The sequence below is a fragment of the Paenibacillus sp. DP01 genome (genome assembly GCF_044784315.1).
Taxonomy (GTDB): domain Bacteria; phylum Bacillota; class Bacilli; order Paenibacillales; family Paenibacillaceae; genus Paenibacillus; species Paenibacillus polymyxa.
The window spans coordinates 4,064,435-4,087,142 of record NZ_CP173059.1; the positions used below are offsets into that span (position 1 = coordinate 4,064,435).

The window sequence follows — 22,708 nt, forward strand, 5'->3', positions numbered from 1 at the left end:
ATCTTACTTCAGTTTTATACTTAACTCTCATTTTATGTCTCTCTCAAGGCTGAACCAATTAGGGCGATCCCTTTTTCACTCATGGAAAGCGCCTGCTTATAAAAAAACTGAGACCAGCTGTTCAGCTGCTTCTTTGCCTTGAGCGATACAATCCGGAATGCCAACCCCTCCATAACCAGCACCACATAAAAATACACGCGGAAAATCCTGTGACAAATCATGTCTCACCTTCGCCATCTGCTCTTTGTGTCCTATCGGATATTGTGGCATGGATTGATTACACCGACTGACTTCAGTTAATTCAGGTTCAGCATCGATTCCCATTAAATCCTTCAGGTCTTTGCGCGCCGCAGCTACAAGTTCATCGTCTGTCATCTGAACCCATCCCTGTGCGCCTGCATGCCCAATGTAAGTCCGTAAGAGTGTATATCCTTCAGGTGCGGTATGGCTCCACTTTGTCGATGACCAAGTACAGGCCGTAATCATTTTTCCTTCTTTGCGGGGAACTAAAAATCCAGTTCCCTCATAGGCAAGATCAAGGTCTGAATTTTTATACGCCAGGGAAATATTCGCTACCGAAACGTAGTTAATCTTATGGAGCCAGCTCACACTTGCGATATCGGAAAATAATGTGGCCGCTTCAAAGGCTGGAACAGCGCAGATCACTGCATCTGCATCTATGATTTGCCCATGGTCTAGTACTACTTGATAACCGTCCTCTTTTCTCACCTCAGCCACACGCTGTCCCATCACAAAATGGACGGTGTCGAGCTTTTCCTTTAACCGCTCCACGATGGTCGATAATCCATGTTGATAGGAAAGAAACATGCTCTTCTTGGCGATTTCTGGGTATTTGTTAGGTGCACCCGATCTTCTCCCTGCCCCTTTAGCCATACCTATAATCAGACTTCGATGCTTTTGTTCCATCTGCTTAAATTGAGGGAAGGTTGACTTGAGGCTAAGAGAATACGTATCGCCAGCGTAAATACCAGATAGCAAAGGCTCAGTAATCTGCTCCAACACCTCTTTACCTAGACGTCGCTTGATAAAATCCCCCAGAGATTCATCCGTATCGCCTTGCTTGGCTGGAATGATTAGATCCAGGGCTGCGCGCGCTTTTCCCAGTGGAGAGATTAGCCCTGTCCGAATGAAGGGAGTTAACTTTGTTGGAATGCCTAAAATAAAGCCCATTGGCATAGTATGTAGCTTGCCTTTATGCAAAATGGAGGCCGACTTGGCCTTCGGGTTTGTTGACACCAAATCGGCTTCCAGCCCCAATTCCATAGTCAGATCCAATATAGCTGTTTTTCTGGCCAGAAAAGCATCCGGTCCTTTTTCGATCATAAAATGGTTTTGGCGAACCGTTTGCAGCTTTCCTCCCAGACGGTCGCTTTTCTCCACCAGTGTAATCTCCACTTCAAGCTGCCTGTCCTCCGCCAGCTTTTTCACATAAAAGGCAGCACTTAAACCGCTTATTCCTCCACCAAGGATAACAACTCTTTTAGCATTTTTATTCATGAGCACACGTTTCCTTCCCCACTCCAGGCATATATGCACAATAAGGGTCACTCTCCAAATAGTCTCCTGTGATGGCAAAAGCCCTTGCTCTGGAGCCTCCACAGACTGTATTGAATTCGCAAACTCCACATTTGCCTTTAAGCAGAGATTTATCCCGAAGATGGTTCATAATCGGAGAGTGCCGATAAATATGGGCCAAACTATCCTTTCGTACATTCCCGCAAGTTAGAGGTAGGAAACCACTCGGGTACACTTCGCCGATATGACTGATAAAAACAAATCCATCTCCATCATTTACGCCTTTCGGGGCGCGTCCCAAGACATCTGCCCTTTTTTGTTCGGACGTTGTGTTATGCTGTCCTGCTTTGTGCTTTTCCTGTAGGACAACCCTTCGATAATGAGGTGCTTCGGTAGCCTTTACACCGTAGGGCATCTGTTGCTGTATCTGATACAACCACTTCATTACAGCCTCATGCTCATCAGGAGTAATCATATCTTTTTCCATCCCACGCCCGGTTGGAACCAGAAAAAACAAGCTCCATAACACCGCCTGCATTTCCTTTACCTTTTCTGCAATTCGCTCCAGATCGTGAAGATTGTATCGGGACACGGTGGTGTTCACTTGGATAGGGATGTTCAATTCCTTCAAATATCCAATTCCCCGCATGGTCGTATTGTAAGAACCCACAGTCCCGCGAAAATGATCATGAATGTCCGCGCATGAACCGTCCAGGCTAAAAGCCCATCGTGATAAGCCAACCTGCTTTGCTTTTTCGACCGCTGCTCTTGTCACTTTTGGGGTAGCACTGGGAGTCATGGAAACCGATAGCTTTTTCTCCTCAATTGCATATTGAGCCAACTCAAATAAATCAGGACGCGATAACGGATCTCCACCTGTGAAAACCACCAGTGGTTGATTCATTTCAGCGATTTGATCGAGCAGCTTTTTGCCCTCTTCAAATGTCAGCTGACGAGGGTCAGGCTTATATTGGGCTTCCGCTCTACAGTGAAGGCATTTTAATGCGCAAGCTCTCGTTACCTCCCAAATGACGATAAACGGGTCTACGCGATAATCTCGTGGCGTTTGCAAAGATATCATTGATGTCTCTCCTTTTTAAAAATATAAAAACAGCACAGATACATAGAGCATCAATGAAAATCCAATTTCAGCCATGCCTACATGCTTTGCCTTTAACTCGAATTTAGGAAGCCATATAGCTCGTATGAACAAAATTAAAAATGGAATAACCAAAAACACCTTGAGCCAGGCGGCCAACAGCACAATGATCAGATGATAGGTAATAGACGCATAATAGTAACGTGGATTTTTTCTTTCACGGATGATCGTTTTAACATAAAGAGCCGTTCCTATGAAATAACATACCAACAGCAAAAATAGCTCTGTGGTTAATGTCCAATCTCCACCTTCTCCAATATGAACAACAGGGTATATAAAAGAACAGAAAAGCAGAATCGCGGTAATGTCATTTAACAAAGCACGCTCATTCTTCATTTTGGCGTAATACATATTAGCCATAAAAAAGAACAGGAGCAGAACTCCGTACCAGATCAACGCAGGTTTAACCCATACTAGAGAAGCCAAAAGAGGAAGGAGTATTGCTCCGTATATAACAACAGGTTTACGGTATCTTTTACTGTTTCCCGTTTTGATCCATTGGAGAACAGGAAAACTAAATAAATAGATAAAAAACCAGCATACGAATAGAGGTATATGAATGAATTGTTTTGGAGAAGCAGCTAAGCCAAACAAAAATGGAAGAATGAGCATTGCCCAGGCTCCATGCTGATTGGGGATGTATCTATCGATCCCTTTCAAAGTCTTGATCCTTTTTTCACAATGTGTAACATCTTTATAGCTTCGGTTAATCGACTCATCATCCATTCCCCCAAAATTCAATTTTTCACCCTACTTTAATTCTAAGTATTCTGTCCAATTGAACCAATCAGGGAGTTCCCTTTTTTGTTTGGGGGAATAGCCTAACCTGAAGATAAACCTTCACTTTCTTTATAAAAACGTACCAAAATAATAGTCCAGCGCTTCCTGGGAGTATCCGTCATCTCCTTGCCAGGCTGCTACCGAATAAAAATCATCATTGCCGCCGCGGCGTCTACGAGGTGTGTCCCGTGGTGCCAGCAAGCCAGCATATCCCCATACCTCCATAACCACGTCGCGTTCATTTTTGCTGGATGGGAACACATCTTTCCAGCGCTTCTCCAATTGCCGCGCACCATTCTGAGCCTCACAGTCCTGAACCGCTTCCAGCATGTTATGAAGGATAGCCAGATCCTCATCAGAAACCTGGAACTCCTCTTCTTGACTAAACAATTCAAGGTCCATCCAGCAGTAAAGAAGGTGATTCAGCCGAATACCGCCCCATTTGATCCGTTCAAAATTCAGCACATTCAAATCCTTATTGACGTATTCCTTATCGGACATTAGTTTATGAAAATTACAATCCCCACAGCTGCTGTAATTGGTCAGGACGACAGGTCGCTCCCCATAGGTATGCATAGGCAGTTTTGCGGTTAATGCCCAGCTCGATAAGGCGCTTCGCAAATGAACCTTTTTCGTGGAAAGACTGTGCAGAAACGCCGCTGCCACTCGCTCTTTTGTAGCCTTTTGCTGATGCAGCTCATATAACCTTTTTATCATCTCATCATGTGTAATGGTGATCGGATCGAACATCAAGCCCTTACTTTTGGCATATTCAAAATCCTCACCCGAAAAGGGTCCTCGCTCCTGCTTCCAGCCGCTGGACCAGAAAGTGTTCATGAGTATTTTCTTTGCTTTTTTATCCATCACACTTCTCCTTACTTATCCCAACAGTCTCACCTACAAGATCGCTATTCACCTTTATACTTAAAAGCAACGGCCGTATTTCCCGACCGCGGGTCAAAATAAGAAGAGATTTTCCCCCAGTCAAGTTCATATTCCATATAGGGGTAAGGCTTGGTTTGACGATAGCTTGGCTTTACGGACAAATGTCGTTGTAACAAACGATCATGCTCCCTTTGACGCTTTCTTTCCCCTTCTTCAGACCAATTATCCCATGAAGTTGGAAATTCATTGCCTTGGAGCGAAATCTCCACAACCACTAGACTCGTATCCTTAAAGCATACAGACACAAAAAAATACCGGTGCAGCAGAGGAACTTGATCAAAATGATACCAAATGTAATCATTCCCTAGCTTTCTTACAGAATGAAAATATTTCGTGTACAAATCGGTCTCTAACAACTGCTCTTCTGTTAAAGAAGAATAAATCGCGTGCTCATTATCAACTTGAATGATGCCCGATTCCCAGTCATTCATTGCTGCCACTCCTTAAACTGATATGCCAATCTTCTACAGCTACTCTTTATCCTCGTTTGTCCACATGATGGAAAATGGCCTGCCAGGACCGATCCAGCACACGCGTATGTAATCGTCTGGCATAAACATTTCTCACGATGGCAAGAACGATCACACCCACAAATACAACACTAAGTATCGTAATAGAGGGAACCCAGTGGTCAAACATGGCATTCGCCAACACTTGCAGCAGATGCCGCTCCGGCTGCAAATATTCCACCACTGCAACGATAACTGCTGCCAGCAATATAATCACAGATAGGATCATAAGCATTGCATTGATTACTTTGTATCTGGCAAGCCCTTGCTGAAAAATGCGAGTGCCAGCATATTGCTCCAGCAAGATAATTTGCTTGTGAAAATCATCTTCCACCTGCTCTACAGGCAGGTCGTGCTTTTGAATCAATGCATGTGCTTTCTTCAGTTCGGATTGAATAAATAGGCTGCTCTGGATAGCAGATCCTAACTGACCTAAAACATTCATATCTTTTTACCTCATTTCAATAGTTTCTAAATTACGAGTATATCGTTTCACACTGAACATGACAATGTATGGAAAATTATAAACAAATGATAAGATAGGATAGTCTAATATAAAACAGAAGGGAGATTGGTCATGCAGTCTGTTGATCACCAACTCTATCTGGCTGAAAGCCATCGTATTCCTAAATTATCCATGTCACGGTACATTCAATATTTTAATATAAATGTCAAACCATTTTTGGAACAATGTATGGTTGAGCATACGAGCCAAGGCTATGAAGTCTACAGATTCAGATTGACGGCAGAAAAGCGCGGAGAATTCGATTCATGGAACTTCCTGCTGCTTCTACAAGTTGAAAGCAAATCGGTCGCCGAGCAATATGTGAAGTTAAAGCAACAGCTGACAGGCTTCCCAAAAGAAATAGAGGTACGCAGCGAATTGATGATCAGCACGCCCCAATCGAATTACCCCACACCACCGCAACATGTACAGCGACGTGCATTCAAACCCTTTTTTGCTGTTGAATATGTAGATGTGCAAGCCCCATATTTGGATGAATTTCGGCACATTATGATTCACAATAACGGCCCTGCCATGCGAAACATTCTTGAGCATAAAAAGTGGTGCTACATGATGATTGCCCTTGAAACATTGGAAGTGTGGTACCATCATGACGCCTTTCCGACATGGAATCAAATTCATATCATTGGCCTTTACCCAGAAGCTATGCTCCATTATAAAAAAGATTTCGAAGAAGGCTTGCAACAACATGCCGGAGTTACTTTTCAGGAAAACTTCGATAGACTCAAAAGTATTCGAACCATGCTGTACAAAACGATCGCTTCCAGGCTCTTCCCTACATGAGCTTATTAATAGAAATCAAAGTAACCTCGCCAGGTTCCTTCATTCTGATGCTTGGCAAAATAAAAGCTACCCCCATCGACAATATTCAATTCGGCTTTGGCATCTGACGCAATCTGAAACACAAATTCACAGCCTTCGCCAAAGTCGATGCCTGGTTGAATAAAGCTGGGATAGCCGCCCATTTTGTGAACCGCATATATGTCCTCTACGATGTCCTCGAAATAGTCGGGCTCCTCCTCGTCCATATCTTTGAGGGCATTGCCGTATTCCTCAGGAATATCTTCACCGTCCCAGACCGGATAATCATTCTCTATGAGCTCGGGGAACAGCGGAAATGCTTTGATTTGCATAAATGCCGGACCAAAATCTTTTTCAACCAAATCCTCTACCGACGTATACTCACGAATACACATATATCCTTCCATATCCTCATGATCCAGTACATCGGGAGACAGGAAGACTGTCAACAGCTTGATATCACGTATAGCCTGAGGAACAAAAGGCATAGCAGGCAGATACAATTGCATGATCGGAGCCATAACATTTCCCTGTACGTCAATCGGCTGTTCCTCTGTCGGTAAAGCTACTGTGACTCTACCGATCCAGCTCTGATCAAGGGAACCCGACGGTCTGCGTCCCCCTGTATGAAAAATAGTAGCTTTACGTCTTAAAATCGTTCTTAGCTTCTCAATGGAGTTGCTGGACAACGAAATCACTCCTTTCTAACCTAGAATAGAAACATCACAACATCCTCGCCTGCTCTACAACCAAACTCACTTAAGCGGTCTTCCATCTCTTGAATCTGGCGCAGATAGTCTTCCTGTACAGCTGGCAGCTCCTGTTCATTCACTAATGTCCCACCGAGTCTGGCGCGCGCATATTCGGCACCTTTCCACATCGCCTCAAACACAGCTTGCGGCTGCACCGTTCGTACCGCATCCATACTGAAAATCAAATCTGCAAAGCGATCCTCTGCGAGTGTACTCAACCAAAAGAAGCCGGGATCGGTTCCCGTATGTACGCTAAATAGTTCATCATAGCCTCCCGGACCGTGATGGTGTGCATGGAAAATATCCATATCTCCCCACTCCATTCCAAGGCTGAGCATGACATCCCAGATGTCCACTCCACGGTAAGATTGACCTTGATCTGCTACCAGCCTAAGCATGACAGTGTGTTCCCTCTCACCTTCCTGATCTACAAATGCTTGAAGTTTTTCCGCTTTTGCACGTGCATGAGCAGCGTCCTCCCGAGGAAGCACACGAACGGTACCCTTCTCCTGAAATCGCGCTGGCAGTGTGTTCATAAAGTCAGTAACTTTGGCTTCTTCCAATCGAATCTGCATCTCTACATTATCGAATATATCCATACAAATACAGATTTTATCATAATGGCATTCACCTGCCGGTCTGCGTCCCACACTAGTCCATATCTGCAAATCATGGACGTGCCCATACACAATATACCCCTTAAGCAATTGCAAAATATCTTCATCTGACAACGTAAAACCACTGAATTCCACATCAATCAGCCAATAGATATTAGCATCTGGCTCCACTTGATGGATTCCTTTTATGGTCTTCACAGGCTTCTGTACCAACTCTACGGCAAGAATGCTAGATACATCCTCACTCCCATGTTCTGGTAAATTCAAGAATTCCCCTCCTTATTACCTGTTTTCACTTAACAGTTTCCTATAATTCTCAATCTATATTAAACTATAAATCACCAAGCACAAAATAGTATAAAAACGGTGCTGGGTCGTTGAACATGATTCGTAGAAACTCAAAGCTTCGAAAGGGGAGAACTCATGATGCAAAAACTTTGGCAAAAAGGAAAGGCTTTGTCCCTGCCTATTATGGTGTCTGCATCGCTGATTTCTGGAGCGCTGTTGGTAAATATACCTGCAGCGAATGCAGCTGCAACCAAGGAATTGCTTCAGTTATCCGGGCAGGCTACTTACTATGGAGAGGTTGAGAATGGTCAGCCACACGGGCGCGGTACGATCAAATGGAGCGAATATAAGCAGTATTCGGGTGATTTTGTGAATGGCAAGCGATCAGGTACTGGGAAATATATAAATCAATACACGGATGCAGATGGACAACATCATAAAGTCGTATATAGCGGAACGTGGAGCAATGACACCATAAGTGGCAAGGGTACGCAGACTGATAAAGTGACGCAAACGGACGGAACGATACGTTCGAATGAAATCCAAGTCGGTACTTTTCAGAACAATGGATTACAGAACGGCTACCAAGTGATCCATGCTGTAGCCGATCCAGACTACAGCTTTACTTATAAAAATGGTAAAGAAGTGCTAAATATTTTGCACAGTAATCAGGATCTGATCCAAAGGTGGCAGCAAGGAGAGCTTTTCTCCGTAAATTATAAAAATGGCTCCGTTCAAAAGGAATACTCCATGTTCCCTGAAGAGGTCGCAACCAAAGAACGTCAAAGACAAGCGGCCATCAAATATCTCAAAGGGATTACCGCCAAGATCACCCCTCACTTGCAGCAGTTTGAAAAGCTGTCCAAGCAGGTTCCTTTAAAATAAGCTAGAGTGTCGCACATTATATAGTAGCTTCTATGCATGATGGCCTCTCATTCTTATGGAAAGCTCCATTTGAACAGAGAGGCTTTTTTTCATCTTCTTTATGAGTAACATGTAAGAATTTCGAATCATAACAACTCCTACTATTTTCCCTTATACCCCCTCATGAACTCATACAAATGACTTATTTTTAACAAAAACCCCCTCCTTTTTTTGCTAACCACAACTAGAATCACTAAAATATTAAGTAATTATTTTAATCATCCGAGGTGGACATCATGGCTAAAATTATGGTTCCTCCTGAGAAACTAGAGGCGGTTTCCAGGCAGTTCGCACAGGCACGTGAACTGGGAGCACAAATTTGCGGACAACTGTCACAGCAAATCCAAATGCTAGAGAATAGCTGGGCAGGAACGACACAGCAGCGCTTTTATCAGGATTTTCATAAAGCACGTGGACAAATGGATGCTTTTACTCAAACGGTCGGTTCTGTCAGCACAGAGCTGCGTTCCATTGCAGTAAAATTCAAGGAAACAGATACCCAAGCAGACACAGGGATTAACCAAGGAGATCAGAGCGGACAGATTAAGAGCAATGAAGGAGCAACTTCTGGGAAAAAAGGGAACGACCCAGCAGATATAGCCATTAACAGCCTGTCAGAAGCCAATAAATGGCGGGGACAATTGGGCTTTGCCGGGACAGCGATCTATAGTGGTCTGGCTTCCACACTTGTGCTCACCAAAACAGTAGAATTCAAAAAAAGTCTGAAAAATCCCACTCGGGCGGTTATACATAATGCGGCATGGGTGAAAGGCAAAGGTAACAATGCTTTTATGCGTAATTTGGGCAAAAGCATAAACCGCCAATTCGCTAAACCAGGTATTGTCATGAAAGGCTTGAAGGGCTTTGACCGTTTAGCCGGAAAGCTGCAAATGGGTAAGCTCGGCCTTGGATTCAACAAAGCCAATAGCTTTCCTCAGTGGACGCGCAACGTCATCGCCGGGGTGGAAAAAGGACGTTATGGCATAGCCACCCGCCAAATTCCCGGCATGATCGCCAAAAAGCTGTACCCTATTAATGCCACCATGAATATTGTGGGCGAGGGCATCAGTCTGGCTGGAAAATGGAAAAGTGGGAAGCTTACCGGAACGGATGTGGCTGTATCTGCTTCTAACGTAGCGATCAAAACTGCCGCAACTTATGGCGGTGCTGTCGTTTTGGGGTCCGTAGGCGGTGCTATCGGCGGTCCGGTTGGTGCAGCCGTCGGTGCATACGTTGGCGGTACAGTGGGAAGCTGGGCAGGTGGAAAAGTCGCCAAGTTCGCCGAAAAAGGGATACGCTGGGCCAGCAAACTATTTAAATAACATACACTTAACAGAGAGAGAAGGAGCCTGACTATGGACAAACAAACGGTAATTTTAACGCTTGAGGAACTAGGCTTTGCCTTGACTGCACTGGGTGCAGAGGATATGGCTTCGGGTCTGCTCCAATCCTATTACGGGGAACTAACGGAGGATCGCTGGGAACTGCTTTTTCATGCTGCAACACATAGCCTGGTATCCAAGGGCTTGTTGGAACAGCAGGATGACGGGCAACAGCAGCTTGAATTTGATACGTTCATTGTTGACATGCTGGCTCATCTGGTACAAAGCCGCCAAATGCTGCGTGGATACAAGGAGCAACAGGACAAGCAAAATACATTAACGATACACCATGGAAATGGCCGTTTTTTGTATCACCTCTCCAGCCACAATGAACTCCATTTCTTTCGCTGGTCTTCCCCAGAAGACTGGCATCACGACATTGATCAATTATTCGACCTGTTTTCCCCAAACTTCAATGCACACTGCCGATACGTCGATCTGACAGAAGAACAGTGGAATGAGTTAACCTCATCTAACTTCACGATGCAGCAAATGGCAACGTGGAAGCTTCAAGAGTCGGCTGAGCAAATGATACAAGACTGGCGAGAGGATTTTAATCGTAATCACTGCAACCTCGATAATTTGAGCCAGATGGTATACACGGACACGGATGAAGAGGGGCCTTCCGTTACAAATCTGCTATTTGTTCTTAAAGGAACGAATGATGTGTGGATCGTAAGAAATACAGCACTGGATATGCAGGCCACCCCATGTCTGCGCATTGAAAGTGTGACTGAATCAGACTGGAGAGAACGGATCACTCAGTTCATTCAGGCGTTTGTACCCGACGAGGCGGTATTCCGTGGATAAAATTGTATATCGCAGATCTCTAGCATTTTGGAAAGCCCTTGGTAGCTTGATGTTTGTGCTGATTTGTCTGTTTTTACTGTTGCTCATTTTTATCGACGAAGATATCTCTGCTCTGCAAATCTTCTTCTTTATTACGTCTGCTATGATTGGAATTCCTTTTTTTGGTAGTTATTTGGTGGTCTGTTTGAACAGAACGCTTCGTAAGGATACCTTCCTGTTCATCTTTGATGAACACAGTATTTCCGACGGTATTCGAACTGTCCCGTGGTCTGCAATCACTAAAGTTGAATTCGAGGGAGCCTCCATCCGCAAATGGTTGCGCCCTCGTTTCCCCACCTTTATTTTTCATCTGAATGACCGCAGCACCTGGGAAGTCAGCACCGATTATGTGCTGAACGATATGGAACTGAATCAAGCCGGGAAACAACTGCGAACTCTCATTAACCAGTATGGCAAGCTGAAGAAAAAACGTTTTTGATTTGCGCTCTCATTCCATGAATTTCTTTTATTCCAGCTTATTCTTTATGCTTGAAAGACACCCGTTGCTGCGATGCGCTGTACCGCCTCTAGCAGTCTTTCTTCACTGTTCACCAGGCTGACCCTCACATAAGAAGCTCCTGCACGACCAAACCCTTCTCCAGGGGCAACCGCAACATGCGCCTCGTCCAATAAAAAGTTTGCAAAGGAAGCCGATGTATACCCCTCCGGCACCTTGAACCAGGCAAAAAAAGACCCTTGGGGAGCGGCAACATCCCAGCCAATATTTCGTAACGCTGCAATGAGAACATCACGTCGCCGCTCATATAACGCCGCGAGCTTCCGTACTGGCTCCTGGGTGCCCAGCAATGCGACAGCTCCCGCATCTTGTACCGCGCCAAAAACAGTACTGTAGGCATGCGTATGATAATGCTTAAGCGCACCAATAACGGACGCATTTCCAACCGCAAAGCCAAAGCGCCATCCAGCCATGTTATACGTTTTGGAAGCTGTATACGTCTCGACACCATATTCCTTGCCGCCAGGGATTTGCAATAGACTAATTGGCTTATGCCCGCCAAATCCAAGAGCACCATATGCAAAGTCATTCATAACCGGAAACTGGTGCCGAGCAGCATAATCCAGTGTGTTCGTCAGGAAATCTACGGAAGCTACCACTCCTGTCGGATTGTTCGGATAATTAATCATGAGCAGTTTGACCTGCTTTGCGATTTCTTCAGGTACGGTTGTATAGTCCGGCAAGAATCCATGTTTCTCATCCAGAGGAATCGTATGAATACGAGCTCTTGCCAGCGCAGCAGCGGAATAATATTGGGGATATGCCGGATCGGTGGTCAACAACCAATCACCGGGATTCAGCAACGCCTGCGGAATCCCCATTACACCTATGGCTGAGCCATTGAATACAGCAACTTCCCGGTCAGGGTCTAGCTCCACCTGATACTCCCGTTGATAGAACGCAGCGACAGCCTCCAGCGTGCTTCTTTTCCCATGAAAAGGCGGGTAGCCCTGATTGATCGGTTGATCGACCGCTTCCTTCAAAGCGTTGATGATATGCGGTGGTGTTGGCTGATCTGGGTTGCCGGCTGCCAAATTAATTACATCTATTCCTTTGCTTTTATACAGATTCACTTTGTCATCAATTGCGCTAAAATAGTTGTCAGGCAGAGCCTTGACGAGATCAGAGGATGAAAAAATCACGTTTATCTCCACCTTCTATCCATAAGATACAGACTAGGTAAGTCAGTCCACATAAGATAATACCTCAGTTATTTAAAATAGCTTGGCAGCTTGTAGCCTTCATACACAGGATTCGATTGGATGTACTTTTGGAATTCATCGGAATGATATCCCTCAATAATGTCTTTGACGAAGGGCTTGTCCTTATTCTTGCTGTCCACAGCTACCACATTTGTGAATGGATCTGTCAGTTTTTCAAGCTTTAATGCCGAGGTTAACTTCATTCCATTCGATACAGCAAAATTCCCTTGTATAGCCGCAAAATCAACATCCTCCAATGCACGTGGCCCTTGTGCCGGGTCGGTAGCAACAAATTGTAGATGATGCGGATTAGAGGTGATGTCGTTCACCGAGGTTTGCAATGGATCAATATTGTCCTTTAACGTAATCCAACCTACTTCCTTCAAAATGTTCAGCGCCCGCAGCATATTGACTGGCTCGTTGGGCAGGTTGATTTGGGCTCCAGCGCTGACTTCCTCAAGGCTGGTATGCTTGCTGGAGTATAATCCCATTGGAGGTGTCGGGACCTGCACAGCACCAACCAGATCAATCTTCTCCCGCTTATTGATAGAGTCCAGATAGAGCGAATGCTGGAACACATTGGCATCAATATCTCCATTAGCTACGGCTACATTAGGCTGAACCCCGTCTGTAAACTCTTTATATGTAATCTTATATCCCTTCTTCTCCAAATATGGAGCCACACCATTCTTAAACTGATCGCTATATGGACCGGGATTAAAGCCGATATGCAGTGTTTTCTTTTCTTCGTCCGCAGCGCTGCCCGACGTATTCTTGCTGCCACAGCCTGAAATAAAAAGCATAACTACTCCCAGCAGCACTATAAATGAAATCCATTGTTTCTTCATTTTGATGTCTCCCCCTGCTCCTTGATATGGTCTAGTTTTGGTGAGTTAAAATATTTAAAGCTTTTAAAACATAGTAATTTGATATGTTTTGTAGATATTACAATGATTTTTTATTCACTGTCAACAACATTTAAATTACGTATCTTCCGCAAAACTAAAAAGGGGGTCGCTTCGGGCGCTCCACTTGAAAACAAAGCACTTCACAAGTTTGTAAAATAATTCCGTTTCAAACATACCCCCTATGGGTATATTTGAGTGTGAGAATATAACCCTAAAGGAGCTATTGAATATGAGAATACAATGGACTTTACTTGCTGGTGCAGTCATGATTATTTTGAGTGGGTGCGGGAACAGTAACACGCCAGCCCAGGAGCATACGACAAGCAGCAGTCAACAGCATGACGCATCAGATATGAACCATTCCACATCCAGTGAGCTTCCTGCTGGACTAAAAGAAGCTGAAAACCCAGCCTTCAAAATTGGCAGCCAAGCGACCATTCAAGCCGATCATATGGCAGGCATGAAGGGCGCTACGGCCACGGTTGTAGGTGCTTATACGACTACTGCTTATACAGTCTCCTATACACCAACCACTGGAGGAGAAAAAGTGAATAATCATAAGTGGGTTATTCATGAAGAGATTAAGGATGCGGGCAGCGAGCCCTATGCAGCTGGCACAGAAGTTATTCTGGCGGCAGATCATATGAAGGGGATGGATGGGGCTAAGGCTATCATAGATTCCGCTGAGCCAACGACCGTATATATGGTAGACTATACGCCGACTACTGGAGGAGAGCCTGTCAAAAATCATAAATGGGTGACGGAGAGTGAGCTTTCAGCCAATTAGAACTCTTTTATCATAGGTTGCTTGTGATCGCCAAAGGGAGCCGGGCAACGGCTCCCTTTGAACGGCTTTATGGGATTTGGACAAACCTTGTTGGCTTTACCTCTAGTCAATGTTCAATGTCATATGTATTTCCTTGAGTCAGTTGGTTTAACGCGGCATACGCAGAATGGCTGCCTTCAGTGCCTTGATCCCTTCTTCGCTTTTTAAATAATCTGACGGTGTTTCGTGACCAAGTGCGGGAACCTTTCGATCCATCCAAGTCAGCAAATACTCGCCCATGTCGGGCAGCAGCACGATCTGAATTTCCCTTGGAATTTTACTTTTGGCCACCTTTGCCCTTATCACCGGATCTACCTGATCATATCGCTCCTGATAGATCTGAACCATGTTAGCCCAGCTTTCCGGCTTAAACTCTTTTAAATATGTCTCTCTCATCCATGAACCCTCCTTATGATCTCAGACAACGCTTCTCATGCTGGAGCAACCATTCTTTTCTCCATAGGCCCCCTGCATAACCAGTTAGTTTCTGATTTGATCCGACAATTCGGTGACATGGAATCACAATGCTCAGCTTATTTTTGCCGTTCGCACTGCCAACGGCTCGGATTGCTTTTTCGTTTCCAATAGCGAGAGCAATATCTTTATAAGCTGTCGTTGTACCGTAACCCACGGTCACCAGCGCATTCCATACTTTTTGCTGGAAGTCCGTACCTTCAAAAGCATAAGGAAACGAAAATTCAAAGCGCTCACCTTTAAAATACTCGTCAAGCTGGCTGGCGCATTCCTCTAATACTTGGATTGGAGCTTCTTCTGTAAGCATCGTTAAAGGCTCATTCCGATTAGAGAACATAATGGAATAGACAGCCTCATTGGTGCCCCGTATCTCTATCTTTCCAATCGGCGATACATAATTTAATACGTATAACTTGCTCATTAAGGATATCCACCTTCCTTTTCTAATCCTTATTCAAATTTCTATACTCACTAGGAGAACATTGGTTCAAGCTGCGAAACGACTTATAGAAATTGGAGGGACTTTGGAAGCCTGTCTCATAGCAAATTTCAAGATTCGTAAGATCTGTATTTTTAAGAAGATAAGCTGCCTTATCTACTCTTATTTTTTCCAAATACATACGCGGGGATTCCGAGGTTTCTTGTTTAAAGATCCGATCCAAATAAAAAGTGCTTATTCCAACATGATCCGCAATATCCTGCAATACTAGTTTTTCTTTATAATGATTGATTAAAAAAGCTATCACATTCTGGACAAGCCTGATATACGGCGAATGATCTGTATGAGGCTGGCATCTTTTGCAAGCGCGAAAACCCGCTTTTTCCACGGTGTCCACATCAAAGTAAAACTCGACATTGATTTTTTTCGGCTTTCGGGATCGACAGGAAGGTCGGCAATATATACGGGTTGTTTTCACAGCGGTAAAAAACACCCCGTCATATTTACGATCACATGCTATAATTTTCTCCCACATTTCTTCAAAAGAAAGACTAGGTTTAGCCATGATCAAAGAATCCGTCCTTTCTCTAGTTCATACTCATATAGTTCAGGATTTTGTAAAATTCGATTCCAGTCGCTCCGAAGTGCAATATATAGACGAACTAAACCATTTCGATCTATATATTGTTCATTGGAAGTCACTTATGGGATTTTTGCAAAATCCTCATATAAATCTGAAGTATCTTGAAGGTTGATCAACTGTTCCGCATTCTTTTGCAAAGCAACTATTATCTTATCAGAAAACGCATTTCCAAAGCTAAACCGTTTGACTCCTAACTGCTGAAGCTGGCGGACATTCGTCAGACCTGGCAAAGATAAAACATTAAGCGGAGCATGTATATGAAATACAACCTCTCTGATCTCTTCATCACTCTTTAAACCTGGAACAAAAATTCCATCCGCACCACTATCCACATACGCTTTGGCCCTTTCTATGGTCTCCGAAAGTGGAGTCTCCATCTGCAAAAATGTATCTGTTCTTGCATTTATAAAAAACTCTTTAAACCCATGAACATCCAAGGCAGCTCTTATTTTGGACAGCAGGTCACTGTGCGCCCTCACTTCTCGAAGTCCCTTTTGCTGTTTTAATGAATCCTCAATATTAATCCCCGCCACTCCGACATCGGCTGTCCTTAATACATGCTCGACAATCGTTGCCGCATCCTCCCCATATCCTGCTTCAATATCTGCCGACACAGGAACTTGAACATGCTCTGCAATAGTGCGAATGATGCTTATATGCTGGTCAAAATCAATAAGCTCTCCATCTGCAAACCCAAGTGTATTGGCAATCCCCCAACTCGTTGTACCTATCGCCTTAAAGCCTGCCTTCTCCAGAGCCACGGCAGATAGCAAATCCCAAGCATTCCCCAAAAATAAAGGTTCCTTTGAAGTATGAAGTGCATGAAATTGCTGGATTTTGTTCATAAATATAGCCTCCTAATAGGTGATGTTTCTCATTCTATCAAGAGGCTGTATTTGTTTCGTCCTCATTCTTGCACATATGGTCTGTGAAATTGCTTTTTATGTTAACGAAGCTATTGAAAAACAGGAAACTTTTTAAACCAATTCATAGACAAGCCTTCCCTTCATTCCATACTATATTTAAAATTTAAATTTCATTTTAAAGAAGTATGCCATACGCTTAAAATGTATTATTTCACATTATAAGTAAAATGCGATTGTTTTCATCGCCGACATGAGTGTACATCGTTGACTTGTCCATGATTTTGTTTTACTTTTAAAGTATTACTCATATTTTCCAGTTCCATCATACAAAAACCGTTCCAGAAGCCCCAAACCTGCAAGCTTCTGAAACAGTCTAGTAAAATAGCGTATTTATAAACTAAAGACCGTTAGATGATCCGATAGCCGGATGGCAGTCTGCCAGTACTGCGGATATTACGGATTTGCTGCAACGTCAAACGTTGATTGGTAGAGATAATAGATTCCACATCATTCCCGCGAATCAGATCATCCAGGTCGGCGATGCTGCGATTGCCTCTATACACACGGAAGTTACCTCTAAACCGCGTGCCAGTAAAGAGTACAAGTGTAGCATTGCTGCTGGTAGAAAAGAAACGCAGACTTTCGATGCCGTCGAGAATATTATCGGTGTTGCGGATACCTAGGTTTCCTCTGAATACTCTGCTAGAACCCCGAAAATTTTCTTCATTGTAGACTGTAAGGCGTGGATACGTTTGAGATACGTATGCTTTATTAGTCATGTTGTAAATTCCTCCTTTCAACTTTAGCATATGCTTCCCTATTCAATTGGCGCGGGCCTCACAGCATTCATCTAAAAATGGTTATGTGTTGAATAGAGTAGACGCAGACTTGAAAAAGGAACATACGTTCTGTATAATTTATCTTAGTAATTTGGAAAATCCTGAACTAACGGAGATGCAGACATGGACGATAAATTTATTGAGGAACTACGTGAAATTAGCAGGAACGACAAGCGAAGATCCGAATTTCTCATTAAAGGGATGAAGGAAACGCTTCAGGAAAGAAAAGAAAAAAACTTTATCGAAAGATGGATTTGGCGACAAAAGAATAAGAAGCTTATAGCGCGGAAGTTTAAATCCTAGTAGATATAACAACAGCTCTTCGTAGCAGTTTATTTTCATAGCATATACAAGTACATTAGATCAAACCTCATTTTTTAGGGAGGCAAAGCCATGATTGAGCAGCTAGTCCCATTCGATGATCTATTAAATCACAATCCATTTTTGATTGATGAGGTTCGATATAATTTGCTTCATCGAATATGTGAGTCAGAAGAATCAACATGCCTTAAAACGTCTGATGGAAATATGATTTTCGCTCAATCACCCGGACATAAGGCTTGGCTATGGATTTCGCAGCAAATCATCGGCAACCATAAGTTAACCTATATCGAAGAACTCTTACATTATTTAGAAGGAACCAACCTATCAGGTGTATGTGGTGATGTCGAAACAGCCGAGAATTTCGCACATGCTTACGCCGAGCGGCATACTGCTCAGGTACATACTCATATGGTTATGGAATCTTATTTCTGTCCTGAGTACAACAAACCTTCTGGCGTTGAGGGGATCATACGACAAGCCACTTCAGAGGACGTACAGGTAGTTGCCCAGCTTCTAGCTGGTTTTTCAAAAGATGCTTTAGACCGTTCAGTTGATCCGACTAGTCAAATATCAGCTGCGAAGGCAGCGATTGAGACAGGGAATTTATATCTTTGGATTGTAAATAGTATGCCCGTGTCCATGGCTAACATTGCTCATCGTTCTCCGAGGCATGGCCGTATTAATGCTGTTTATACTCCCCCTACCTGGCGAAAAAACGGTTTTGCCAGCGCAATAGTATCGGGGTTATGTTCCATTTTGAAAAATGAGCAGCTAACCCCCATGCTTTACGCAGATGTAAAAAATTCAGTTTCCAATCAAGTTTATAAAAATATCGGTTTTAAAGAAGGCGGCAAAATTACTGATATTGCGTTTGAATAGACCCTCCTGCTGTCAGAGAGCATATGAGTGCTCACTCAAAACAAACAAGCCCAGCGATGCCATCTACCGCTGAGCTCGTTTTTCTATAATTCTTTATTCTGTCACACCCAATTCCGTGTGAACCGAAGATCTTCGTGAAAGTAGATATACAGCTACCATGGCGATAGCGACACCAGCTGCTCCAAACCAAGGGATGGAGGCCAGCGAAACCTGACCAACAACTACACCGCCAATTCCGGCTCCCGCTGCCATAGCAAGCTGCATGGTAGACTGGTTGAGACTCAGCATCACACCGGAAGATTCCGGTACGAGAGTGACCAAGTTATATTGTTGAGTAGGTCCGGTTGTCCAGGCTGCGAACGACCATAGAATCAATAAAGCAAATACTGCCATCAAAGAATGAGCGGCAAAAGGAAGTAAGAGTAAGGAAATACCGTGCAACATCATGCCCCCTAATAATGTAAAGGGTATACCCTTTTTATCCGCACTGTATCCACCAATTTTTGACCCGATTAGACTGGCAATTCCGAAGGCGAGTAATACTGAGCTTAGCATATCCTCTCCTACACCTGATACATTCAGCAAGTACGGTGAGATGTAAGTATACGCGAGTGAATAACCTCCTAGCCAAAAAAAGGTAATGCCTAATCCCAAGGCAACTTCAGGCTTTTTCAGAAGTGCAAACTGCTGCAGTAAAGGGATCGGTTGATCTCCTTTCAAGCGAGGGATTGTCATAGCGATAACGATCAAGGCAATAATCCCCGATAAAGCGATGCCGAGAAATACGGTTTTCCAGCCATATGCAGAAGAGATCATTCTCCCAAGCGGCACCCCTATAATCAGCGAGGCTGTAAAACCCATAGTGACTGTAGCAATAGAACTGGCCTGCTTGCCAACTGGGGCTATTTTTGCAGCAATGCTCAGTGCAGTAACCACGACCATCCCCGCCCCGAGGGCCATCAGAATACGTGCGGCAATAAACATCCCAAAACCTGGCAAGACAAAGGAGAGCATATTGGCTACTGCAAATAATCCTAAGGAACTCAAGAGCAGGTTGCGTCTGTCCCATTTAGCGGTTACTGCCATCAGAATCGGCGTGCCTATCGCGTAAGCAAGAGAAAAGACGGTAATCAACTGGCCCGCTGCGGACACCGTAATCCCCATGGTTGTCGCAATCTGATCCAAAATACCTGAGATAATGTACTCAGATGTACCTACCAAAAAACTGACAATGGCCAAAATGTACACCTTCCACGTGCTCTGCATTTTAAAAAACGCCTCTTTTCTTTAGTTTTTTTATATTTTTGTATTTTTACAAATATCGAAATTAAGACTAAAAAAAATTATGTCAACAGGAACGGGGCATATTTCTGTGCTGCTTCCACATCCAAGCTGTAATAAATAAACGTCCCCTCTTTGCGGTATGTGAGCAGTCCCGATTCTGCCATTTGCTTCAAATGGTGTGATAGCGTTGAAATCGCTACACTGTTCAGCTTCTCGCCCAGTACAGAGCAGCATTGATCACTTTCCTCTTTTAGCAGAAGTGCTATCTTGAGACGAGTCGGTTCTCCAAGTGCTTTATATATTTTTACAGCTTGCTGCATCTCTGTTGTCTCTTTCACCCTGTTCGTCTCCCTTCGGTTCCAGTCTTAATTTCGATGTTTGTCGAAATTAACTTAACACAAACATTGGTAAAAGTAAACCCGATTATGTTAAAGTCGCATCTTTTTTGGACTCTATAGTGTGAATAATGGTCTTCCTCATCTTATAATAAAAATAATCCCCCATCGGCAAAGAAGGATAGGGGACAAAACAATCTGAATGCAGAGATGGAACCACGGATTTTATTGCATGGAGTTAATTTGTGCTTGCCGTGGGTCTGACAATGATTTCATTCACATCTACATCCGCAGGCTGCTCCATGGCATACACAATGGAACGAGCAATGGCATCCGGCGAAATCGAAATACGGCGGTATTCTTTCATTCCCTGCCGAGCCTCTTCATCTGAAATACTGTCGGCAAGCTCAGATTCGGTTACTCCCGGTGATACCAGCGTTACACGAATATCCCTACCAACCTCCATACGCAACCCCTCAGAAATCGCCCGAACTGCATACTTCGTTGCGCAGTATACTGCTGCAGTCGGCGTTACACTATACGCGCCAATAGAAGCAATATTGATAAACTGACCAAATCCTTGTTTTTTCATGATGGGAAGCCCTGCCGCGATCCCATGCAGAACGCCTCGTATATTAACATCAATCATGCGGTCCCATTCTTCTACTTTCAGGGCTTCCAATTTTGAAAGAGGCATCACTCCTGCATTGTTCACAATGACATCCACACGTCCAAACCGTTTTTCAGCGTACTTAATGAACGCTTCCATCTGCTCCCTTTGGGTCACATCCAGTTGCATATAATCAGCCGATCCCCCTTTTGAACGAATTTCGGAGGTAAGAGCCTCCAGTCGTTCTGTGCGTCTGGCTCCTAATACAACATGAGCCCCATGTTGAGCAAGTAAACGAGCAGTAGCTTCACCGATTCCACTGCTTGCTCCTGTAATAGCTGCAACTTTCCCTTTAATATCTAACATGCTTATTCCTCCTTTAGTTAAGAAATTATTGAAGTAGAATGCTGTTTTCCTTTTCACATGTTTATTGAGCATTGTTTCTACATCTTTATTATGAGACGATGGTGATTGGAGATGGTAGAAGAATCAGAGCAAATTATTGCCTAATCCTCCAGAGGTTCATTAGAAGGGATGTGTCATGATGGAGGCAACTAATATAGAGGATTTCACGATGAAAAAACAAGCCGAATTGCCCATTCTCATAGAACAATTTACAAGTCACGACGGAGTTCACGCTACAGATATCCCTTCACTTCACTTCGTCCGAAGTTCGACTACCACCGTTCCAATTTATCAGGTCCATGAACCCGCCTTATGCATTGTGGCTCAGGGAAAAAAAGTCGTGATACTCGCAGAGGAAAGTTACTATTACGGCACATCCGACTACCTTGTGGTTTCGGTGGATTTACCAATTTCCGGGCAGGTGATACAAGCCTCAGCAGAAGCCCCGTATTTGTGCTTCCGGCTCAATTTTGATCCGTATCAGGTTTTGGATCTCATCAAGGAGTCTACTTTTCCTACTACCTCAATACCTGATTCCAGACGAGGCTTGTATGTAAGCCAGACCAACTCCCTACTGCTGGATGCCGTGGTAAGGCTCGTACGTCTTTTGGAAAGACCGCAGGATATTCCGGTGTTGGCTCCATTAGTTATACGTGAGATATTGTATGTATAGGATTTTACAGGGGAAGCAGGGAGAGTCCTTAAAACAACTGGTCATGACTGGTAGCCATTCAAACCGGATCGCAGAAGTCATAAAGCGAATTAAACAAGATTATGATAAGCCGTTGCGAATTGAGGAATTGTCCCAACTGGCTAATATGAGTCCTTCGTCGCTACATCGTCATTTTAAAGAGGTTACAGCTATGAGCCCAATGCAATATCAAAAACAATTACGTCTGCAAGAGGCCCGTCGCCTGTTGTTATCTGAATCAGCAGATGCGGCAGATGTCGGTTTTCAGGTAGGCTACGAAAGTCCCTCTCAATTCAGTCGTGAATACGCTCGCTTGTTCGGCCTCCCTCCAATTCGTGACATCAAGCGCTTGCGTGTAGATCAGGATCACCTCCAATCATAATCGCAGGATGTACAAA

At 43.9% G+C, this 22,708-nt stretch carries 26 protein-coding genes and 1 pseudogene; 9 read left to right on the top strand and 18 right to left on the bottom strand.

Features of this window, described 5'->3' with window-relative positions; genetic code table 11:
* Positions 1-96 precede the first annotated feature (96 nt).
* The 6 genes from hemY to ACH59B_RS17810 form a co-directional block, all read right to left on the bottom strand.
* A complete protein-coding gene (gene hemY / locus ACH59B_RS17785; RefSeq protein ID WP_045244298.1) occupies positions 97-1,518 on the bottom strand; it encodes a protoporphyrinogen oxidase in 1,422 nt (473 codons plus the stop codon).
* Positions 1,511-2,617, bottom strand: a complete 1,107-nt coding sequence (locus ACH59B_RS17790; RefSeq protein ID WP_016821798.1) for a TIGR04053 family radical SAM/SPASM domain-containing protein — start codon at positions 2,615-2,617, stop codon at positions 1,511-1,513. The genes hemY and ACH59B_RS17790 overlap by 8 nt, the downstream gene beginning before the upstream one ends.
* 15 nt (positions 2,618-2,632) lie before the next feature.
* Positions 2,633-3,421 (bottom strand): YwiC-like family protein, encoded by a 789-nt coding sequence (locus ACH59B_RS17795; protein WP_045244591.1) that lies wholly within the window; start codon positions 3,419-3,421, stop codon positions 2,633-2,635.
* Positions 3,422-3,544: 123 nt separating this feature from the next.
* A complete protein-coding gene (locus ACH59B_RS17800; protein ID WP_031461951.1) occupies positions 3,545-4,339 on the bottom strand; it encodes a hypothetical protein in 795 nt (264 codons plus the stop codon).
* A gap of 44 nt (positions 4,340-4,383) precedes the next feature.
* A complete protein-coding gene (locus ACH59B_RS17805) occupies positions 4,384-4,851 on the bottom strand; it encodes a hypothetical protein (protein WP_017426854.1) in 468 nt (155 codons plus the stop codon).
* Positions 4,852-4,897: 46 nt separating this feature from the next.
* Positions 4,898-5,374 carry a DUF6097 family protein gene (locus ACH59B_RS17810; RefSeq protein WP_016821801.1) on the bottom strand — a complete coding sequence of 159 codons (477 nt, stop codon included), beginning with the start codon at positions 5,372-5,374 and terminating at the stop codon, positions 4,898-4,900.
* A gap of 132 nt (positions 5,375-5,506) precedes the next feature.
* On the opposite strand from ACH59B_RS17810, the gene ACH59B_RS17815 reads away from it, so the two are divergent.
* Positions 5,507-6,238, top strand: a complete 732-nt coding sequence (locus tag ACH59B_RS17815) for a hypothetical protein (protein ID WP_045244297.1) — start codon at positions 5,507-5,509, stop codon at positions 6,236-6,238.
* A gap of 5 nt (positions 6,239-6,243) precedes the next feature.
* Here the strand turns inward: ACH59B_RS17815 and ACH59B_RS17820 are convergent, their stop codons facing one another.
* Together ACH59B_RS17820 and ACH59B_RS17825 are read right to left on the bottom strand one after the other, a co-directional pair.
* A complete protein-coding gene (locus ACH59B_RS17820; protein WP_031461955.1) occupies positions 6,244-6,945 on the bottom strand; it encodes a DUF1963 domain-containing protein in 702 nt (233 codons plus the stop codon).
* A gap of 20 nt (positions 6,946-6,965) precedes the next feature.
* Positions 6,966-7,892 (bottom strand): cell division protein ZipA C-terminal FtsZ-binding domain-containing protein, encoded by a 927-nt coding sequence (locus ACH59B_RS17825; RefSeq protein ID WP_045244296.1) that lies wholly within the window; start codon positions 7,890-7,892, stop codon positions 6,966-6,968.
* A gap of 159 nt (positions 7,893-8,051) precedes the next feature.
* On the opposite strand from ACH59B_RS17825, the gene ACH59B_RS17830 reads away from it, so the two are divergent.
* From ACH59B_RS17830 to ACH59B_RS17845, 4 genes are all read left to right on the top strand, one after another.
* Positions 8,052-8,798: a hypothetical protein gene (locus tag ACH59B_RS17830; RefSeq protein WP_151255846.1), complete on the top strand. Its 747-nt coding sequence runs from the start codon at positions 8,052-8,054 to the stop codon at positions 8,796-8,798.
* Positions 8,799-9,073: 275 nt separating this feature from the next.
* Positions 9,074-10,159, top strand: a complete 1,086-nt coding sequence (locus ACH59B_RS17835; RefSeq protein WP_044787725.1) for a WXG100 family type VII secretion target — start codon at positions 9,074-9,076, stop codon at positions 10,157-10,159.
* Between the two features lie 33 nt (positions 10,160-10,192).
* A complete protein-coding gene (locus tag ACH59B_RS17840; protein ID WP_045244295.1) occupies positions 10,193-11,029 on the top strand; it encodes a hypothetical protein in 837 nt (278 codons plus the stop codon).
* The gene (locus tag ACH59B_RS17845) at positions 11,022-11,507 is read left to right on the top strand and encodes a DUF5381 family protein (RefSeq protein ID WP_045244294.1); all 486 of its coding nucleotides are present in this window, start codon (positions 11,022-11,024) and stop codon (positions 11,505-11,507) included. The genes ACH59B_RS17840 and ACH59B_RS17845 overlap by 8 nt, the downstream gene beginning before the upstream one ends.
* A gap of 44 nt (positions 11,508-11,551) precedes the next feature.
* On the opposite strand, the gene ACH59B_RS17850 is transcribed toward ACH59B_RS17845, so the two are convergent.
* Positions 11,552-12,727, bottom strand: coding sequence for an aminotransferase class I/II-fold pyridoxal phosphate-dependent enzyme (locus ACH59B_RS17850; protein ID WP_045244293.1), 1,176 nt, complete (start codon positions 12,725-12,727; stop codon positions 11,552-11,554).
* Between the two features lie 68 nt (positions 12,728-12,795).
* Positions 12,796-13,635, bottom strand: a complete 840-nt coding sequence (locus tag ACH59B_RS17855) for a MetQ/NlpA family ABC transporter substrate-binding protein (RefSeq protein WP_031461962.1) — start codon at positions 13,633-13,635, stop codon at positions 12,796-12,798.
* A 289-nt stretch (positions 13,636-13,924) separates the two neighbouring features.
* Here ACH59B_RS17855 and ACH59B_RS17860 point away from each other — a divergent pair, with 289 nt between their 5' ends.
* Positions 13,925-14,482 carry a YdhK family protein gene (locus ACH59B_RS17860; protein WP_045244292.1) on the top strand — a complete coding sequence of 186 codons (558 nt, stop codon included), beginning with the start codon at positions 13,925-13,927 and terminating at the stop codon, positions 14,480-14,482.
* A gap of 147 nt (positions 14,483-14,629) precedes the next feature.
* Here ACH59B_RS17860 and ACH59B_RS17865 read toward each other — a convergent pair whose 3' ends face one another.
* The 5 genes from ACH59B_RS17865 to ACH59B_RS17885 all read right to left on the bottom strand — a co-directional run bounded on the left by ACH59B_RS17865 (position 14,630) and on the right by ACH59B_RS17885 (position 17,722).
* A complete protein-coding gene (locus tag ACH59B_RS17865; RefSeq protein ID WP_045244291.1) occupies positions 14,630-14,917 on the bottom strand; it encodes an antitoxin Xre/MbcA/ParS toxin-binding domain-containing protein in 288 nt (95 codons plus the stop codon).
* A 13-nt stretch (positions 14,918-14,930) separates the two neighbouring features.
* A complete protein-coding gene (locus ACH59B_RS17870) occupies positions 14,931-15,416 on the bottom strand; it encodes a methylated-DNA--[protein]-cysteine S-methyltransferase (protein ID WP_016821813.1) in 486 nt (161 codons plus the stop codon).
* Positions 15,417-15,438: 22 nt separating this feature from the next.
* A complete protein-coding gene (locus ACH59B_RS17875) occupies positions 15,439-15,999 on the bottom strand; it encodes a bifunctional transcriptional activator/DNA repair enzyme AdaA (protein WP_016821814.1) in 561 nt (186 codons plus the stop codon).
* A 137-nt stretch (positions 16,000-16,136) separates the two neighbouring features.
* On the bottom strand, positions 16,137-16,922 hold the full coding sequence (locus ACH59B_RS17880) for an isocitrate lyase/phosphoenolpyruvate mutase family protein (protein WP_017426842.1): 786 nt from the start codon (positions 16,920-16,922) through the stop codon (positions 16,137-16,139).
* A 428-nt stretch (positions 16,923-17,350) separates the two neighbouring features.
* Positions 17,351-17,722 (bottom strand): hypothetical protein, encoded by a 372-nt coding sequence (locus ACH59B_RS17885; RefSeq protein WP_016821817.1) that lies wholly within the window; start codon positions 17,720-17,722, stop codon positions 17,351-17,353.
* 183 nt (positions 17,723-17,905) lie between these two features.
* Between ACH59B_RS17885 and ACH59B_RS17890 the strand changes: the two genes are divergently transcribed.
* Together ACH59B_RS17890 and ACH59B_RS17895 are read left to right on the top strand one after the other, a co-directional pair.
* A complete protein-coding gene (locus ACH59B_RS17890; RefSeq protein ID WP_013311365.1) occupies positions 17,906-18,085 on the top strand; it encodes a hypothetical protein in 180 nt (59 codons plus the stop codon).
* A gap of 90 nt (positions 18,086-18,175) precedes the next feature.
* The gene (locus ACH59B_RS17895) at positions 18,176-18,985 is read left to right on the top strand and encodes a GNAT family N-acetyltransferase (RefSeq protein WP_016821818.1); all 810 of its coding nucleotides are present in this window, start codon (positions 18,176-18,178) and stop codon (positions 18,983-18,985) included.
* 93 nt (positions 18,986-19,078) lie between these two features.
* On the opposite strand, the gene ACH59B_RS17900 is transcribed toward ACH59B_RS17895, so the two are convergent.
* The 3 genes from ACH59B_RS17900 to ACH59B_RS17910 all read right to left on the bottom strand — a co-directional run bounded on the left by ACH59B_RS17900 (position 19,079) and on the right by ACH59B_RS17910 (position 21,580).
* Positions 19,079-20,251, bottom strand: a complete 1,173-nt coding sequence (locus tag ACH59B_RS17900; RefSeq protein WP_045244290.1) for an MFS transporter — start codon at positions 20,249-20,251, stop codon at positions 19,079-19,081.
* Between the two features lie 77 nt (positions 20,252-20,328).
* On the bottom strand, positions 20,329-20,607 hold the full coding sequence (locus tag ACH59B_RS17905) for a helix-turn-helix transcriptional regulator (protein WP_016821820.1): 279 nt from the start codon (positions 20,605-20,607) through the stop codon (positions 20,329-20,331).
* Between the two features lie 235 nt (positions 20,608-20,842).
* The gene (locus ACH59B_RS17910) at positions 20,843-21,580 is read right to left on the bottom strand and encodes an SDR family oxidoreductase (RefSeq protein ID WP_102998956.1); all 738 of its coding nucleotides are present in this window, start codon (positions 21,578-21,580) and stop codon (positions 20,843-20,845) included.
* 178 nt (positions 21,581-21,758) lie between these two features.
* On the opposite strand from ACH59B_RS17910, the pseudogene ACH59B_RS17915 reads away from it, so the two are divergent.
* Positions 21,759-22,692: pseudogene (locus ACH59B_RS17915) on the top strand (AraC family transcriptional regulator N-terminal domain-containing protein).
* Positions 22,693-22,708 lie beyond the last annotated feature (16 nt).